This is a genomic window from Paenibacillus sp. OK003, assembly GCF_900109515.1.
In the GTDB taxonomy this organism is placed as follows: Bacteria; Bacillota; Bacilli; order Paenibacillales; family Paenibacillaceae; genus Paenibacillus; species Paenibacillus marchantiae.
Genome location: NZ_FOBD01000003.1, coordinates 365969 through 381833, shown reverse-complemented (window position 1 = coordinate 381833; position 15865 = coordinate 365969). Strand labels below are relative to the sequence as shown.

General features: G+C 48.6%; 13 protein-coding genes. 10 read left to right on the top strand and 3 right to left on the bottom strand.

All coding sequences use genetic code 11. The annotated features are described in order from the left end of the window. Positions 1 to 533 precede the first annotated feature (533 nt). The 5 genes from glpX to BMW94_RS06485 all read left to right on the top strand — a co-directional run bounded on the left by glpX (position 534) and on the right by BMW94_RS06485 (position 6587). The gene (gene glpX / locus BMW94_RS06505; RefSeq protein WP_090995980.1) at positions 534 to 1610 is read left to right on the top strand and encodes a class II fructose-bisphosphatase; all 1077 of its coding nucleotides are present in this window, start codon (positions 534 to 536) and stop codon (positions 1608 to 1610) included. A gap of 440 nt (positions 1611 to 2050) precedes the next feature. Further along, on the top strand, positions 2051 to 3097 hold the full coding sequence (locus BMW94_RS06500; RefSeq protein ID WP_090995978.1) for a LacI family DNA-binding transcriptional regulator: 1047 nt from the start codon (positions 2051 to 2053) through the stop codon (positions 3095 to 3097). Positions 3098 to 3362: 265 nt separating this feature from the next. Continuing rightward, positions 3363 to 4535, top strand: coding sequence for a Gfo/Idh/MocA family protein (locus BMW94_RS06495; RefSeq protein WP_090995975.1), 1173 nt, complete (start codon positions 3363 to 3365; stop codon positions 4533 to 4535). Between the two features lie 102 nt (positions 4536 to 4637). Next, positions 4638 to 5366 carry a ThuA domain-containing protein gene (locus tag BMW94_RS06490; protein WP_090995973.1) on the top strand — a complete coding sequence of 243 codons (729 nt, stop codon included), beginning with the start codon at positions 4638 to 4640 and terminating at the stop codon, positions 5364 to 5366. A gap of 114 nt (positions 5367 to 5480) precedes the next feature. Next, a complete protein-coding gene (locus BMW94_RS06485; protein WP_090995970.1) occupies positions 5481 to 6587 on the top strand; it encodes a Gfo/Idh/MocA family protein in 1107 nt (368 codons plus the stop codon). 77 nt (positions 6588 to 6664) lie between these two features. Here the strand turns inward: BMW94_RS06485 and BMW94_RS06480 are convergent, their stop codons facing one another. Together BMW94_RS06480 and BMW94_RS06475 are read right to left on the bottom strand one after the other, a co-directional pair. Continuing rightward, entirely contained in the window at positions 6665 to 7483 is an 819-nt protein-coding gene (locus BMW94_RS06480; protein ID WP_090995967.1) for an SPL family radical SAM protein, read from the bottom strand. Continuing rightward, positions 7480 to 8076 carry a bifunctional transcriptional activator/DNA repair enzyme AdaA gene (locus BMW94_RS06475; protein WP_368086898.1) on the bottom strand — a complete coding sequence of 199 codons (597 nt, stop codon included), beginning with the start codon at positions 8074 to 8076 and terminating at the stop codon, positions 7480 to 7482. Before BMW94_RS06475 ends, BMW94_RS06480 begins: the two co-directional genes overlap by 4 nt. A gap of 174 nt (positions 8077 to 8250) precedes the next feature. Here BMW94_RS06475 and BMW94_RS06470 point away from each other — a divergent pair, with 174 nt between their 5' ends. The 3 genes from BMW94_RS06470 (at position 8251) to BMW94_RS06460 (ending at position 10961) form a co-directional block, all read left to right on the top strand. Next, entirely contained in the window at positions 8251 to 9231 is a 981-nt protein-coding gene (locus BMW94_RS06470; protein WP_090995962.1) for a Gfo/Idh/MocA family protein, read from the top strand. Between the two features lie 24 nt (positions 9232 to 9255). Next, entirely contained in the window at positions 9256 to 9972 is a 717-nt protein-coding gene (locus BMW94_RS06465) for an SAM-dependent methyltransferase (RefSeq protein WP_090995959.1), read from the top strand. Positions 9973 to 10067: 95 nt separating this feature from the next. Beyond that, complete coding sequence (locus tag BMW94_RS06460) at positions 10068 to 10961, top strand: NAD-dependent epimerase/dehydratase family protein (protein WP_090995957.1); 894 nt, start codon at positions 10068 to 10070, stop codon at positions 10959 to 10961. Positions 10962 to 11099: 138 nt separating this feature from the next. Here BMW94_RS06460 and BMW94_RS06455 read toward each other — a convergent pair whose 3' ends face one another. Then, on the bottom strand, positions 11100 to 12110 hold the full coding sequence (locus BMW94_RS06455; protein ID WP_090995954.1) for a LacI family DNA-binding transcriptional regulator: 1011 nt from the start codon (positions 12108 to 12110) through the stop codon (positions 11100 to 11102). Positions 12111 to 12519: 409 nt separating this feature from the next. Between BMW94_RS06455 and BMW94_RS06450 the strand changes: the two genes are divergently transcribed. Together BMW94_RS06450 and BMW94_RS06445 are read left to right on the top strand one after the other, a co-directional pair. After that, on the top strand, positions 12520 to 14310 hold the full coding sequence (locus BMW94_RS06450) for an L-fucose isomerase (protein ID WP_090995950.1): 1791 nt from the start codon (positions 12520 to 12522) through the stop codon (positions 14308 to 14310). Positions 14311 to 14351: 41 nt separating this feature from the next. Next, on the top strand, positions 14352 to 15854 hold the full coding sequence (locus BMW94_RS06445) for a rhamnulokinase (protein WP_090995947.1): 1503 nt from the start codon (positions 14352 to 14354) through the stop codon (positions 15852 to 15854). Positions 15855 to 15865: the final 11 nt, after the last annotated feature.

The following is a 15865-nucleotide window of genomic DNA, read 5'->3' as shown; positions in this document are numbered from 1 at the left end:
CTATAAGCTGTATCTATATTGCTAACGATCTCTAAGGGGCGGATAGAGCAGGATTTGAGTGGATTTTCGGTTTGAATCTTTGAATAAAATGCTCCTCTTATAACGTCTTCAAATTGTTACTTTGGCAGTGTAGGATTGATTGTAACGACCTTATAGTAAATCGTTTTCGGTCAGCATGAGAATGGATGATATTTCTCTTAGTGAATGTAATATTACTATCTTAAAATGCTTGTTATATGAAATTAAATGCTCTGAGTTGTTTCTTTCTTCACTCTCAATGCGATGAATATAAATTTTCTGAAAATGTAAGATGAATCGACTGCTTCAAACCTGTTTTATCCGGTGGAATAGACTTGTAAAATGGCATGTTCAATGATGTGTAAATGTGTTCATTTATCGACGAGGGACAGAATGAACTAATTTCTCAAAATCGGGCTATCTCGCCCGTTTTAGATCAATTTCATATGCATTTGCGATGGATTTAGTACCGCTTTCAATGTATGCTTTTGGAAACTGGAAAGGAAGTGGGAAAAATGGAACGCGAACTGGCGTTGGAAATTGTCCGAGTAACAGAATTGGCTGCGTTAGCTTCTGCACCCTGGATGGGGCGGGGCGACAAGAACAGTGCAGATGAGGCGGCTACTTTGGCTATGCGCGCCATGTTCGATTCCGTGTCCATTCGCGGCACGGTGGTAATCGGTGAAGGAGAAATGGATGAAGCACCCATGTTGTATATCGGCGAGGAAGTCGGCAACGCTGAGGGACCCGAGGTTGATGTGGCTGTAGATCCTTTGGAAGGTACAGAGATTGTGGCCAAGGGTCTGAACAACGCTTTATCGGTTATTGCAGTGGCGGGAAAAGGCAACCTGCTCCACGCACCGGATATGTACATGGAGAAGCTGGCTGTAGGGCCGGCTCTGGTGGGCAAGGTCAGTATCGAAGACCCGGTGGAAGTGACATTGGAAAAAGCTGCTGAAGCATTGAACAAAAACATCTCAGATCTGACTGTCATGATTCTGGACCGTGTACGACATGAAAGTACGATCAAGACATTGCGCAAGGTTGGTGTGCGGATCAAGTTCCTCAGTGATGGTGACGTTGCTGGTGCAATGGCGCCTGCGTTTCCAGAGGCGGGAATTGATCTGTATGTCGGATCAGGCGGAGCACCGGAAGGTGTGCTTGCTGCTGCAGCCTTGTCCTGCCTGGGAGGCGAGATTCAAGGTCGCCTAATGCCTGCGAACGCAGACGAATTCCAGCGCTGCTTGCAAATGGGAATCGACAATCCTTACAAAGTATTAACGATGCAGGATATGATCGGCACGGAGGACGTTATTTTTGCAGCAACTGGTGTTACCCCTGGTGAAATTCTTGGGGGAGTGCGTTACCTCGCAGATGACCGGGCAGAGACCGATTCCATTGTCATGCGTGCCAAAACCAAAACGATTCGTTTCATCCGTTCTCAGCATTTCCTTCCGAATAAGGAAGTGTTGCACAAAGTGCGGCAGCTTCAATCTACACTTGAGCCTTCGGATCGCATTCCAGCTAATATTACCATTTTGGAACAGGCTGAGTTCAGTCAATCATCCGTTGGTAACGGCGTGACGACCTGATATAGGTCTGCACTGTAGTTGGTCTGCCCCAACATGAGCCCATGTGAAAGCAGAAGGTACTATATGACAAGTTACAAGAAAATATATAAATTGAACTAAACATTTACACGAGAACGTAGAGGGCAGAAATAACCTGAAGAAGCGTAGCGTTCGCCTTTATCCCCGGATTTTCCCTTTGAAAACGGGAATTCAAAAAATCTGGGGATAACAGCGATCGAAAGGTTGTTCTGTCATCGGAGTTGCAAGTGTAAATGTTCTTTGGTTCAGTTTATATAGTATTCAAGAGGTGGGGAATTTGTTTACACAAATCCCCACCTTTTTTTGTGTTAAAAGCATTGACAACGGTTACAACACATGAGAAGATGTACGCGCGTACATAATTATTTGATACACTGCATCGGTTTGGCAGGTGTTCAGGAAACATGAAGGAGGTGAGATCCATGGCATCCCGTAAAGAAGTGGCTGATCTTGCCGGTGTTTCGGAAGCTACAGTATCCCGAGTTCTTAATGGCGTTGGTCCTATTAAAGAGGAAACCCGCCGCAAGGTTATTGAAGCTTCCGAGCAGTTGGGTTACGTGCCCAGCGCACTGGCCCGCAGCTTTGCGAGAAGTAAAAGCGGTAACCTTGGCGTGGTGCTGCCCTATGTTCCGAAGGCGCACTTGTTCTCGGCGTATTTCTTCTCGGAAATGCTGAGTGGCATTGGGAGCAAAGCCAGGGACAACGGCATGGACCTGCTGGTCATGTTCAGGACACCGGGTGAAGTGATGAATTATACGGATCTGTTCCGCCGTCAGAAAGTGGATGCTTGCATCATTCTCGGCGCGCGAGATGATCATGGGGAACTGGCTGCCTTTCAGCAGCTTCAGCAGGAAGGACATCCCTTTTGCATTATGAGCCAGCACTTTGCAGGCGAATCATTCATGGAAGTGGATGCTGATCATGTGGATGGCAGCAGGCAGGCAATCCGTCACCTTACCGATCAGGGCTATCGGAATATTGCCTTTCTCAATGGTCCGGATAGTTATTCCAACAGTCAGGAGCGGCTTCAGGGTGTCCAGATTGGAATGAATGAAGCGGGAATGGAACTGGACTCCAGCCTTTTGCTGGAGGGGAATTACGGCAGGCGAAGCGGCGTGGAGGCAGCTGCCACCATCGCAGCCCGACTTGACGAGATTGACGCTGTATTTGCTGCGAATGATCGGATGGCGATCGGTGTTATGCATGGTTTACGTGAGCGTGGGATCAAGGTTCAGGATTTCCCCGCGTTTGTGGGTTACGATGACTCCGATGCAGCCGAGATGGCGGTTCCGCCGCTGAGCAGCGTCAGGGTTCCCTTTTATGAAATGGGTGAATTGGCTGCATCCAAGCTTATTCATGCATCATTGGGGGCAGCAGCTTCATCAGTGAATACCGAACTCCCCGCAGAAACTGCACGGCAGTTATTGCCTACGGAACTGATCATCCGTGCTTCTTCAATACGTAATTAATACATGGCTATATAGAATGAACTAAACATTTACACGAGAACGGAGAGGACAGAAAAAACCTGAAGAAGCGAAGCTAAAAGCTTTCTGAAAGAAAGCTGCATCGGAAGCATACGCTTCGCCTTTATCCTCAGATTTTCCCTTCTAAAAGGATATCAAAAAAATCTGGGGGTAACAGCGATCGGAAGGTTGTTCTGTTATCGGAGTGGCAAGTGTAAATACTCTTTAGTTCAACCTGTATAGCTTTATTCCAAAGGAGGAAATGACCATGTCAAATCGTCTTCGTGTCGGAATGGTTGGATACAAATTTATGGGGAAAGCCCACAGCAATGCTTATCGCAGTCTGCCGATGTTTTTCCCGTCTGCCCCGCTGCAGCCCGAGATGTCGGTAATTTGCGGACGTAACGAGCAGGGTGTTCAAGAGGCTGCCAGCCAGTTCGGCTGGTCTGAAAGTGTAACGGATTGGCGCGAGCTGGTGCGACGTGATGACATCGATCTGATCGATATTAACGCTCCAAGTGATGCCCATAAGGAGATTGCACTGGAAGCCGCTCGTCAAGGTAAACATCTGTTCTGTGAAAAACCGCTGGCACTGTCGCTCGCTGATTCGCGTGAAATGCTCCAGGCTGCGGAAGAAGCAGGGGTTGCACACATGGTCGGATTCAACTACCGTTTCTCTCCGGCTGTACAGCTGGCTAAAGAATTGGTGGAAAGCGGACGTCTGGGCAAAATCTATCATTTCCGTGCGTTTTTCCTTCAGGATTGGATTATGGACCCATCGTTCCCGCTGGTGTGGCGTCTGCAAAAGGAAGTAGCCGGTTCCGGCTCACATGGCGATCTTGGCGCACACCTAATTGATTTGGCACGTTTCCTGGTGGGTGAATTCAAGGAAGTGATCGGGATGAGCGAAACGTTCATTAAAGAGCGGCCGCTGGCTTCGGAAATGACCGGACTTAGTGCCAAAGGCAGTTCGAACGCAGATGCTCCGAAGGGCGAAGTAACGGTAGATGATGCCACGTTGTTCCTGGCACGATTTGCAGATGGTGCACTCGGAAGCTTCGAGGCTACACGCTTTGCAGCAGGTCATCGCAGTACCAACTCGTTTGAGATCAACGGCAGTCTCGGCAGCGTAAGGTTTGATTTTGAACGGATGAATGAACTGGAAGTGTATTTTACGAAGGACGATGAAGATGTACAGGGCTTCCGCCGTGTTCTGGCGACCGATCCCGCACACAAATATGCTGAGGCGTGGTGGCCTGCGGGACATACGATTGGATTCGAGCATACGTTCACACATGAAATGCTGGAAATGGTGACCGCGATCTCCGAAGGACGGCAGCCTGAGCCAAGTTTCCATGATGGCGTTGCCTGTCAAGCGGTATTGGAAGCCGTTGAACGTTCCGTTACAGAGCGCCGCTGGGTGTCGCTAGAAGAAATGTAAGCATTGAACCACTCACTGAATTGCGAAGTGGACATCATGTTGGCACGCTTTTGAAATAAATAATTGACAATAACTTAACTTCCGGAAAGCGAGTGATGGGTGATGAGCAAAGCACTAATCGTATGGGGCGGCTGGGATGGACATGAACCAGAGCAGGTAGCAGCGATTTTTGAACGCATTTTGAAGGAAGAACAATTTGAGGTTGAAGTCTCAGATACACTGGAAGCATATGCGGATGCAGAGAAACTGTTGGGTTTGGATCTGATCGTTCCGTTGTGGACGATGGGGCAGATTGAACAGGAACTGGTCAACAATGTATCTGCGGCAGTTCAGAGCGGCGTGGGTCTTGCGGGTCTTCATGGCGGGATGTGTGATGCGTTCCGCAACAACGTCGACTGGCAGTTCATGACGGGTGGACAGTGGGTTGCACATCCGGGGAACGACGGCGTGGAGTACACGGTAAATATGAAGCGTGGTTCCAGTCCGCTCTTGGATCATATTGAAGATTTCCAGGTAAAAAGTGAACAGTACTACCTGCACGTGGACCCTGCTGTGGAAGTGCTGGCAACAACACGTTTCCCCATTGTTAACGGTCCGCATGCAGCGAACGGCCCAGTAGATATGCCAGTCGTTTGGACCAAACGCTGGGGTGCAGGCCGTGTGTTCTACAATTCGCTCGGACATCATGCAGATATCGTGGAGATGAAACAAGTTACTGAAATGATGCGTAGTGGTTTCAAATGGACTGCCGCAGGCAAAGCTCTTGCGCAAAGCCGCAAGGACGCAGTGACTGAAGTGTACACAGGAATGGCTGATAACCAAAGTCACTAATTAAATTCAATCTAATTCACATCCGCCTGAGATAAATATATTGACCCACATCACAGCCATCTAGAGTTATTTTGGAAGCGCTATATCCAGTGGGAACAGAAAGGGAGTCCAAGCATGAAAACAATGAAAGTAGGAATTATTGGCTGCGGTAAAATCAGCGGTATTTATATGGAGAACTGTCACCGATTTGAGGTGCTCGATCTTGTTGCGGTTGCGGATCTTGACCGGAACAGAGCAGAGGAACAGGCAGCTGCTTATTCTGTTCCTAACGTATATACGGTAGATGAAATTTTGGCAGACCCTGAGATCGACCTGATTATCAATCTGACGATCCCTGCCGTTCATGCGGATGTATGCTTGAGAGCGCTCGAAGCAGGAAAACATGTATATGTGGAAAAACCACTCGCCGTTACACGCGAAGAAGGTCAGACGGTTCTGGAAACGGCCAAACGCAAAGGTCTGCTGGTAGGCTGTGCGCCAGAGACGTTCTTTGGTTCAGGCATACAGACTGCACTCAAAGTGGTAGAGGATGGTGTCATTGGCAAACCTGTGGCAGCCACTGCATTTATGATGAGCCGTGGGCATGAGCACTGGCATCCCGATCCGGAGTTCTACTATGCAGCCGGTGGTGGGCCGATGTTTGATATGGGGCCTTACTACCTGACTGCGCTAGTACAATTACTTGGGCCAATCAAGTCCATTGCTGGCATGACGGGCAAAGCGATGGAGCAGCGGACGATCACGAGTGAGAAAAAGCGGGGTCAGAGCATCCCTGTTGAAATTCCGACGCATGTAGCGGGATTGCTGCAATTTGAGCAGGGAGCTATCGGCACGCTGATTACGAGTTTTGACGTATTTGGCGGAAGTGTATTGCCACCGATTGAAGTATACGGCACCCATGGAACCCTACAGGTTCCTGATCCAAACACATTCGGCGGTCCGGTTCGTTACCGGTTGATGGGTGATCAGGAGTGGACTGAGGTGCCTCTTCTTCCAGGATATCAGGAAAATACACGTGGCATCGGTGTTGCGGATATGGCTTATGCAGTGGCTAGCGGACGTGCTCATCGAGCAAGTGGAGAGCTGGCTTACCATGTGCTTGAAGCGATGTGGGCGTTCCATGATTCTTCGGATGAGCAGAATTTCTATAAAATGGACAGCACATGTCAGCGCCCAGCTGCACTGCCGGCAGATCTTCCACTTTACACACTTGATCAATAATCGATTAAGCTAGAACTATAGCCCTGACTCCCGATACGAGGGAAGCAGGGCTATTTTCATTTTATATCAAGGCATAATCAGGGTTCAAATCCGGCTTGGCTAATCCAAATTTCATCTTCCTCAAAATGCGCCTTCATTCGCTCGACTACCATTTTGTATGCTTCAGGACTGAACCAATCTTCCTTGCCCACTTGTTCGTAAAGTGGCTTCATGCCAAGTCTCCGGGTTCGCTTGCCCTCACTGCCATCTCCCATAAAGTAATCATCAACGCATATACGATCAACAAGCGGCCTCAGAATGGCTGCAAAGCTTTCACTGCTGGGCAATACTGGCGCAATAGCAGCCTGTGTGGGGATACCGGCATCTCGCAGTTGTTCCAGGGCACGCAATCTGCCCGAGATTGGCGGAGCTGAAGGACTGAACTGCTTGCGGATATCATCCAGATCCGTTTCCACGGTCATGCTAACCCGGACCCGGTCACCCAACTTTTGCAGCAGATCGATATCTCGGGTCACCAATGGACTTCGGGTTTGAACCAATATAAAATCGGGTGGATGCTCAGCCATGACTTCTAGCAAAGACCGCGTGATTTGCTCCTTATATTCAACGGGCTGATACGGGTCTGTACTGGATGACATAAAAATAGTGACTTTACCTTTCGATTTCGCACGCTTCAGCTCCTTGGCAAACACATTGGCGGCTTCCTGTTTCACATCAACCCAGCTGCCCCATGGCTCTTTGCGAAATAAAGATACGGGCATTTGCCTTACATAACAGTAGGAACAGCCAAAGGCGCAGCCTGTGTATGGATTCAGCGTATGCGTATAACCATTAAGGAACCCAGTTCCTTTGTTCAGCAACGTTTTGGGTACTTTGTATACCAAGCTGGTCTTCATAATTGATCACGCCTTTGTTCACGATAATTGGCAGGTGTGCATCCTGTATGTTTTCGAAATACAGTAATAAAATACGCCGGATTGGCTATGCCAACCTGTCGACCGATATCTGTGACGGTAAGCCGGGTGCTTTCAAGCAATTTCCGGGCTGCAGTGACTCTTTTTTCCTGAATATACTCCACCGGAGTTAGGCCGGTAATCCGTTTGAACACCCGATGCAGATGATACGGACTCCCGTGACTCACATTTGCGAGAATATCTAGTGTAAGGGGCTCAGCAAAATGAGATTCAATATAGTCTGTTACAACGGAAATCCATTCCTGATCGGGGACTCGCTCACCTGTTGGCTTGCACCGTTTGCATGGACGGAAATGTCGCGCCAAAGCTTCTTCAGGATTGTTAAATATAGAGACATTCTCATATTTGGGTGCTTTCGACTTGCAAGAAGGTCGGCAAAAGATGCCTGTTGTTTTGACACCGTAATAGAATTTACCATCAAAGTTGCTATCGTTGTGGATAATGGCATTCCACCGTTTGTCATCTATAGGAACTGAATCTGTTTGATCGGGGTTGTGACTTTCCAAAAGAATCACCTCAAGTCTCATTATACCCCTGATTTATGGAGATCGACGAAGTTTCAAACAAAAAAGCAAGATATCAATATGTTGGAAATGGACATCCCTTCAATCTGGTTGAAATATAGGCTACAATGTACAGGATGGCAAGCTGTTTAATTGTGAAATTTATTTACGAAAGAGGTAGATTGAATGGTTCGTTTTGGCGTGGTAGGTACCAACTGGATTACAGAGAGGCTTCTTGAGGCCGCTGCACAAGTCGAAGGATTCGAATTGACCGCCGTGTACTCAAGAATTGAAGATAAAGCGAATGCATTTGCAGATCAATATCAGGCTGCACTTCGATTCACCAACCTGGAAGAGATGGCGACGAGTGATGGTCTTGATGCCGTGTACATTGCTACACCGAATACCTTTCATGCGGAGCAGGCAGAGTTGTTTCTGAGAAACGGCAAACATGTACTGTGCGAGAAGCCTTTGGCCGCCAATGGAGCAGAGGTTCGTCGTATGATTGATACAGCGCAAGAACATGGAGTTCTGCTCATGGAGGCCATGAAATCGACCCTTGTTCCCTCGTTCAAAATGGTACAATCTCACCTACATAAAATTGGCCCGGTACGTAAATATGTGGCGAGTTATTGCCAGTACTCTTCCCGGTACGACAAGTATAAGGAAGGAATCGTCCTGAATGCGTTCAAACCCGATCTTGCTAATGGAGCGTTAATGGATCTTGGTGTGTATTGTCTCTATCCATTGATTACGCTGTTTGGCGAGCCTAAACAAGTTCAGTCCCAGGCATTGATGCTGGAATCAGGGGTAGATGGACAAGGCAGTGTGATTCTGAATTATGATGAGATGGAAGCGGTAGTGACGTACTCCAAAATCTCCAATTCTCACGTTCCAAGTGAAATTATGGGCGAACGCGGCAGCATCCTCATTGACAAAATTGGTTCACCGGAACATGCGGAGATACGCTACAATAATGGTACGGTGGAAAAACTCACTGCCGAGCAAATTTACCCGTCGATGTATTATGAGGTGGAGGAGTTTGTCAATCTGATTCAGCAGGGCAAAAAGGAATCGGATATGAACACGTATGAACGTTCCTACGTTACCATGCAGGTGATGGATCAGATCCGGCAGCAGATTGGTCTTGTTTTTCCTAATGATTAATTCTGGAAAGTGAGCTGAGACGAGATGAGCAGAGATGAGCAGAAGAGCAGAGTAGCCGGCCTGAAGTTGGCACAGATTATTTTTATCGGGCGAACCTTCGAGGAATATATGAAGATGTTCAACCTGACCGTGGAAGAAATTAAAGGTAAGTCCATTCTCGATTGTCCGGGTGGGGCTTGTTCATTCAGTAGCCATGCGCGAGAGTGGGGTGCAGATCCCATGGCAGCGGATATCGCCTATGAACATGAGATCAGCCAACTGGAAGTGAAGGGACTTCAGGATATTGAACATACGATGAAACAAATGGAACAAGTACAAGACAAATATAGATGGGATGATTTCGGTTCTATTCAAGGCTTGAAAGAAGAACGTAGACGTGCAATCACAGACTGTGTAGCGGATATGAGACGTTTTCCTGACCGTTATGTGGCTTCTGTACTGCCGGAGTTACCTTTTACCGATGAACAATTCGATCTGACATTGTCTGCGCATTTCCTGTTTACGTATGCAGATCGCCTGAATGCCGAATTCCATCTACAGACGATCCTTGAGCTGTTGCGTGTGACCAAACGGGAGCTGCGGATTTTTCCTACAGTAGACTTGTCTGGCAAACGTTATGAGCACATGGATGAACTAAAGGCTATACTGGAAGAACGCGGATATATTACTTCTGAAGAGAAAACTTCATACGAATTCCAGCGGGGAGCACATACGATGCTCCATATTGTGAAATCCCGGTAAACATACCTGAATTGCAACATCACAGACAGCACTTCATTTATATGAAGGTTTTAATAAGATACGCATGACCAGAACAGGTTAGGAGGTTTTATCGGATGAAAAAAGTACTTATACTTGGTGGGACACGGTTCTTCGGCAAACGTCTGGTTGATCATTTGCTGTGGGAAGGAAAGTCTCAGATCACAGTCGCAACTCGCGGCAAAACGGATGTAGACTTTGGGCCTGAGGTCAACCGGATTAAAATGGATCGTGAAGACCCCAAATCTCTTGCCGAGGTTGCGCAGACCGACATGTGGGATATTGTCTATGACAACATCTGTTACTCGCCGGATGCGGCGAAGTCGGCTTGCGAAGCTTTTGCTGGACGTACCCAAAGATACATTTTGACATCAACACTTTCGGTATATGGAGATCCTAAGCCTGGATTTACCGAATCCGATTTCGATCCGTACACCTACCCGGTGCAATACGGAAGCCACGAAGATTTCTCCTACGGCGAGGGTAAACGTTTAGCGGAAGCTGTGTTTTTCCAAGAAGCGGATTTTCCGGTGGCGGCGATGCGCATTCCAATTGTACTCGGAATTGATGACTACACCCGAAGACTTCATTTTCATATTGAACATGTGCAAAAAGGAAAACCCATCGGCATGCCCAATCCGAACGCCGAGATTGGTTTTATCAATTCCACGGAAGCTGCGAGATTTCTCGCTTGGCTCGGACATTCATCCATTACAGGACCTGTGAATGCAGCGTCCAAAGGGACGATCACACTTTCCGCCATGATGCATCTGATCGAAACGGTAACAGGCATGCAATCCCAGGTACTGACGGAAACGATCGAAGAAGACATGTCACCCTTTGGAATTTCGGAATCCTGGACAATGGATACATCCAAAGCAGAGCAGGCGGGATATACGTTCGAAGCATTGATGGATTGGTTCCCGGGTCTAGTTCGAGAAGTCGCTCTGGCACTTCAATCTGAAGGCTAGAATCCATATATATAAGAGGTACATTTCATAAAAAAACAGGACGCAATTCAGAGGATATTCTCCGATGCGTCCTGTTTGTATTTGCTTCAACAAAACAGTTTCTCTCAAGTCAGGGTTGGTCTACGACTGATTTTCCTTTTATTCGCAAGGTACAGAGGCCGAAGCGCGAATACGCAGCTCAGATGGCATAATGACGGTCTGCGGTTCCTCAGGTGCTTTGCCTTCAATTCGATCGATCAGCATTTGCATGCCGATGGCACCAAAATCATAGGCAGGCTGTGCAGCAACCGTGAGAAAGGGATCAAAGGCAGAAGCCAAATCCAGGTCATCAAAACAGACGACCGAGATGTCTTCAGGCACACGCAGCCCCCGTTTACGTAAAAGTCGAATGACGCCTATGGCGAGCATGTTGTTTGCTGCAAATATGGCTGTAGGTTTTTGCTGATGCGCAAGTAAACTGTCGATACCCACTTCATCGCTGAAATCCCGATAGCCTGTTCGAAGGATTAAGCCTTCATCAAAAGGAAGCTCGGCTTCCCTGAGTCCCTCCATGTATCCTTCTTCTCGCAGCCGCGCAGTCGAAACCTCGGAAGAACCATTAACCAGAGCAATGCAGCGATGTCCCAGATTCGTCAAATATCGAATCAATTGAAGCGCCCCATCTCGGCTGTCTCCAGCGATAACGTCAGATGTGATTCCCGGAACAGTTCGGTCCAAAATAACAAACGGAATGTTGCGTTCCTGCAGCTGCTTCAAGTGACTCAGCGAGCGGTCCCCTGCAGGTGCAAACAGCACACCATCGACGCGGGTAGACAGAATGGTTTCCACATAATTTTTTTCCTTGTCGTAATCCTCGTCGCTATTGCTGAATAAGAGACGGTAACCACGCAGATTGGCAGCATCCTCAGCCCCCCGGGCCAGCGTTGTATAGAAAGGGTTCGTAATATCCGTAATCAACAATGACAGCATCTGAGTCCGTTGCAGCACAAGACTGCGCGCATTCGAGTTGGGTATGTAACCAAGTTCTTCGATGACCTGTTGTACACGCTCGCGTGTCGCCGGGCTAATACGACCTGTTTGATTAATGACTTTGGAGACGGTCATCGCGGAGACGTTGGCTTTTTTGGCAATATCATAAATGGTAATCAATAGGATCTAACCTTTCCGCAACATAGTCTTTCCATTCTATAGGATAATGCCGATTGACAGCAAGATAGGCTCATGCTATCTTAGGGTTACCGATAACCCTAATCATAAAAAAAGTTGATTTATTTCAGTCTCACCGCTCTTCATTTTGCTCACATCGCTTCCTTCACACTCCATAATAGGACAGCATAACGGAGTAAATAATATAGAGCGGTTTATTAAACTAATTATTTGTAAACGCATTCATAATGAGAAAAAGAACTGACCGTTGGCATGCAATGCTAGTGTGTTACCTCGGGTATCGGTGAAGAGAAGGAACAGAATCCCTAATTTGCCCCAACAAAATACACACGGACAAGTCACAAGTAATTCGTACCTATTCTATGAAACCATTGAAGGAGGACGTTTTCGTATGACACATCAGGATTATCGTTATAAACAGGCATTTCCCAAGATTGGTATTCGTCCCACGATTGACGGAAGACGCAAGGGTGTTCGTGAATCATTGGAAGAGCAGACGATGCGCATGGCGACGTCCGTTGCCGAGCTGCTCTCAGCAGAACTTCGTTATCCCGATGGTTCTCCGGTAGAATGCGTGGTTGCCGAGTCCTGTATTGGCGGCGTGAACGAGGCAGCGGCAGCAGCGGAACTATTCAGTCGCTCCAACGTGGGCGTGACCATTACCGTTACACCTTGCTGGTGTTATGGGACAGAAACGATGGATATGTCTCCATCCATTCCCACGGCGATCTGGGGTTTTAACGGGACTGAACGTCCGGGCGCAGTATATCTGGCAGCAGTACTCTCTGCCCATGCACAGAAGGGGATTCCGGCTTTTGGTATCTATGGCGAGGATGTTCAGGATGGAGGAGATACGACGATTCCGGAAGACGTTCGTGAGAAATTGCTTCGCTTCAGCCGTGCGGGTCTTGCTGCTGCAACCATGAAGGGACGCGCTTATCTGTCGATCGGCTCGGTATCCATGGGTATTGCCGGCTCCATCGTGAACGATTCTTTTTTCCAGGAGTATCTGGGCATGCGGAACGAATATGTGGATATGAGTGAACTGACTCGTCGTATAGAAGAAGAAATCTACGATCCTGAGGAGTATAAGTTAGCACTGGCTTGGGTGAAGGAGAACTGTAGTGAAGGACCGGATAACAATCCCGCCCACCTGCAGACAGACCGCAAACGCAAAGAGTACGAATGGGAAACAGTTGTGAAAATGACGCAGATCGTACGTGATCTGATGGCTGGCAATCCGAAGCTGGCGGAGCTGGGATTCACGGAGGAATCCATGGGCCACCATGCCATTGTTTCCGGGTTTCAGGGACAACGACAGTGGACGGATCATTCACCCAACGGAGATTTTCTGGAATCCATCCTGAATTCTTCCTTTGACTGGAATGGCAAACGCTCGCCTTATCTGGTGGCAACAGAGAATGACAGCTTGAATGGTGTGTCGATGTTATTTGGTTCCCTGCTTACACATACCGCGCAGATCTTCGCAGATGTACGCACCTATTGGAGCCCGGATTCGGTAAAACGCGTGACAGGGCACCAGTTGGAAGGAAACGCAAAGGACGGTATTCTGCATCTGATCAACTCCGGTTCAGCAGCATTGGATGGTACAGGGCAACAATCAAGAGCGGGTGAGCCTGTGCTCAAGCCTTTCTGGGAAATTACAGACGAAGAGGTTCAGGACTGCCTAAAAGCGACCTCATGGCGACCGGCATCCGTCGAATATTTCCGGGGCGGCGGCTATTCGGCTGATTTCCTGACCAAAGGCGGCATGCCTGTTACGATGACGCGTCTCAATTTGGTGAAAGGACTTGGTCCGGTCCTGCAAGTGGCTCAAGGCTACACCGTCGACTTGCCTGAGAATGTGCACGATACGCTGGATCAGCGGACAGATCCGACTTGGCCATCCACCTGGTTTGCACCTGTTCTGACGGGATCAGGGTCTTTTACTTCAGTTTATGAAGTAATGAATCAATGGGGCGCGAACCATGGCTCCATCTCTTATGGACATATCGGAGGGGATTTGCTGACACTGGCCTCCATGCTTCGTATCCCGGTGAGTATGCATAATGTACCGGAATCCGAGATTTTCCGTCCACGTGCCTGGGGACTGTTCGGTACAAGTGAACCGGAAAGTGCCGATTACCGGGCATGCAGCGTCTTTGGACCGTTGTATCGCTAACATCCAAACGGCTTGTCGCGGAAGCGAAGGAGGCATGAGAGATGGGAACTCAAGCAACACATGTGCTTGCTGCCGATTACGGCGCCGGAAGCGGCCGGGTGGTCCGTGGGACTTTTGACGCGAGCAAGCTTTCGTTAGAGGAAGTGCATCGATTCAGTAACGATCCTGTACACCTGGGAGATGGATTGTACTGGGATTTCCTGCGACTTTTCCACGAACTGAAGCAAGGGATTGTAAAGGGCATGCAAGGCATCTCCCAACCGGTCCGTTCCATTGCTGTAGATACGTGGGGAGTCGACTATGGATTAGTGGACGGGAAGGGAAGATTATGCTTCAACCCCCGCCATTACCGGGAATCGCGTAATGCGAAGTGGATGGAAGAAGCCCTGCGGATGGTGAATGAAGAAGAGCTATATTCGATGTCCGGTGTCCTGCCACAACAGATCAATACCGTATTTCAACTGCTTGGAAGTGTGCGCGAGCACTCGGAAGGTCTGCGGCCAGATGTGCGCATGTTATTGATGCCGAATTTGTTTAACTATTATCTAACTGGTCAGCAGGCCTGCGAGTACACCATTGCCAGTACAAGCGGACTGCTGCATGCTGGAGAGGCCCGTTGGAATGAACAGTTGATTGGTCGTCTGGGTATCCCGGAGACGTTATTCCCACCTCTCGTACAGCCAGGCACGGTGCTGGGGCAGTTAACGGATGACTTGTGTGCAGAGTTGCGGACTGGACCGATGCAAGTAATATCTGTAGGTTCACATGATACAGCATCTGCATTGGCAGCCATTCCTGCAACAGATTCGGAATTTGCGTTTATTAGCTGTGGCACCTGGTCACTTATGGGCGTGGAACGCGACAGCCCTGTATTGGATAACCGCAGCCGTCAACTAGGGTTCACTAATGAGGGTACGGTAAATGGCAAAGTGCGAACTTTGAAGAATCGGTCAGGCCTGTGGTTATTGCAGGAGTGCAAACGGCAGTGGGAACGGGAGAATCAACGTTTTACCCATGAGGAAATGGTCCAGCTCGCTGATTCAGCAACCGCTCATCAATGTTATGTATCGCCCGGTGATGGAGTGTATTTGGCACCTGGCGATATGCCAGAGCGAATCCGGCAGCAGTGCAGTGCCAGCGGGCAAGCCATACCCGAAACGATCGGAGCCATTGTGCGTTGTATTCTCGAAAGTTTGGCGCTGGAGTTCAGACAAACTCTGGATGAACTGGAGCTAGTTACTGGCACCCGACCACGGGTAATTCATATGGTCGGTGGTGGTGTGCATAATCGCTTATTGTGTCAATTTACGGCGAATGCAGCAGGGATTCCGGTGATAGCGGGTCCTGCCGAGGCAACTTCAGCCGGAAATTGCATGCTGCAATTCCTGGCACATGGCGAAGTGAGCAGCTTGTCCGAGGTGCGAGAAGTTATGGCTTCTTCCTTTTCTCCCGAAACCTATGAGCCAGAAGACACCGCAAGATGGCAGGAAGCCTACGTAAGATACCAACACCTGAATCAAACATTGGCGAGCAAATCCAATTAGATGAGCATTTT

What these genes read in the sequence shown, in the direction of transcription:
- glpX (WP_090995980.1), top strand. Translation starts at nt 534, where the DNA reads ATGGAACGCGAACTGGCGTTGGAAATTGTCCGAGTAACAGAATTGGCT.
- BMW94_RS06500 (WP_090995978.1), top strand. Translation starts at nt 2,051, where the DNA reads ATGGCATCCCGTAAAGAAGTGGCTGATCTTGCCGGTGTTTCGGAAGCT.
- BMW94_RS06495 (WP_090995975.1), top strand. Translation starts at nt 3,363, where the DNA reads ATGTCAAATCGTCTTCGTGTCGGAATGGTTGGATACAAATTTATGGGG.
- BMW94_RS06490 (WP_090995973.1), top strand. Translation starts at nt 4,638, where the DNA reads ATGAGCAAAGCACTAATCGTATGGGGCGGCTGGGATGGACATGAACCA.
- BMW94_RS06485 (WP_090995970.1), top strand. Translation starts at nt 5,481, where the DNA reads ATGAAAACAATGAAAGTAGGAATTATTGGCTGCGGTAAAATCAGCGGT.
- BMW94_RS06480 (WP_090995967.1), bottom strand. Translation starts at nt 7,483, where the DNA reads ATGAAGACCAGCTTGGTATACAAAGTACCCAAAACGTTGCTGAACAAA.
- BMW94_RS06470 (WP_090995962.1), top strand. Translation starts at nt 8,251, where the DNA reads ATGGTTCGTTTTGGCGTGGTAGGTACCAACTGGATTACAGAGAGGCTT.
- BMW94_RS06465 (WP_090995959.1), top strand. Translation starts at nt 9,256, where the DNA reads ATGAGCAGAGATGAGCAGAAGAGCAGAGTAGCCGGCCTGAAGTTGGCA.
- BMW94_RS06460 (WP_090995957.1), top strand. Translation starts at nt 10,068, where the DNA reads ATGAAAAAAGTACTTATACTTGGTGGGACACGGTTCTTCGGCAAACGT.
- BMW94_RS06450 (WP_090995950.1), top strand. Translation starts at nt 12,520, where the DNA reads ATGACACATCAGGATTATCGTTATAAACAGGCATTTCCCAAGATTGGT.
- BMW94_RS06445 (WP_090995947.1), top strand. Translation starts at nt 14,352, where the DNA reads ATGGGAACTCAAGCAACACATGTGCTTGCTGCCGATTACGGCGCCGGA.